Consider the following 535-nt stretch of genomic DNA (forward strand, 5'->3'; position numbering starts at 1 on the left):
AATGGAACGAGCCATTCTCCTTTTCCAGAAACACGTTTCGAACTATATTCTGTAAAAATTTCTAATTCTTTTAGAAAGTCAGAAATCAAATTATTTAATTTCTCTACAGAAGTTTGGTTTTCAATTAGAACCGAATTATGCTTAAATTCAATTACGTTGCTAATTGCTTCTCTCGGATAACCATTCCAAGAATCTTGTGTGCAAATATCTTCTTGAAACATTTTTAAATTAAGAGTTTTCAGTAACTTTTTAATTATTTTTTTGTCTTTTTCAGTCGGTTTAGATTCTAATTCCACAACTTTTTTATTCAATAACTGAATTTCATAAATTAAAATAATTACAAGTATTGTCAAAGATGTAATTATTGAATATTCCCAATTTGAGATTATATCTGGAAGTTGGACGAATGAAGTTAAATAAGTCAGCAGTATTGGTAAAATAAACAAGCTTATATACCATTTTTCAAAATATTTTTTCATTCAAATTTCGATAGTTTAATTTCGTAACGAGTGTTTTTTTGCATTATGTACAACGT

1 protein-coding gene is annotated in these 535 nt (G+C 26.5%); it reads right to left on the bottom strand.

The window, feature by feature from the left end; genetic code table 11:
* Positions 1-479 (bottom strand): hypothetical protein (locus tag H3Z82_RS19450; RefSeq protein WP_182207120.1); only part of this gene is annotated, 479 nt, incomplete at its 3' end.
* Between the last annotated feature and the right edge of the window lie 56 nt (positions 480-535).

It is taken from the genome of Gelidibacter maritimus, assembly GCF_014062315.1.
Classification (GTDB): Bacteria; Bacteroidota; Bacteroidia; order Flavobacteriales; family Flavobacteriaceae; genus Gelidibacter; species Gelidibacter maritimus.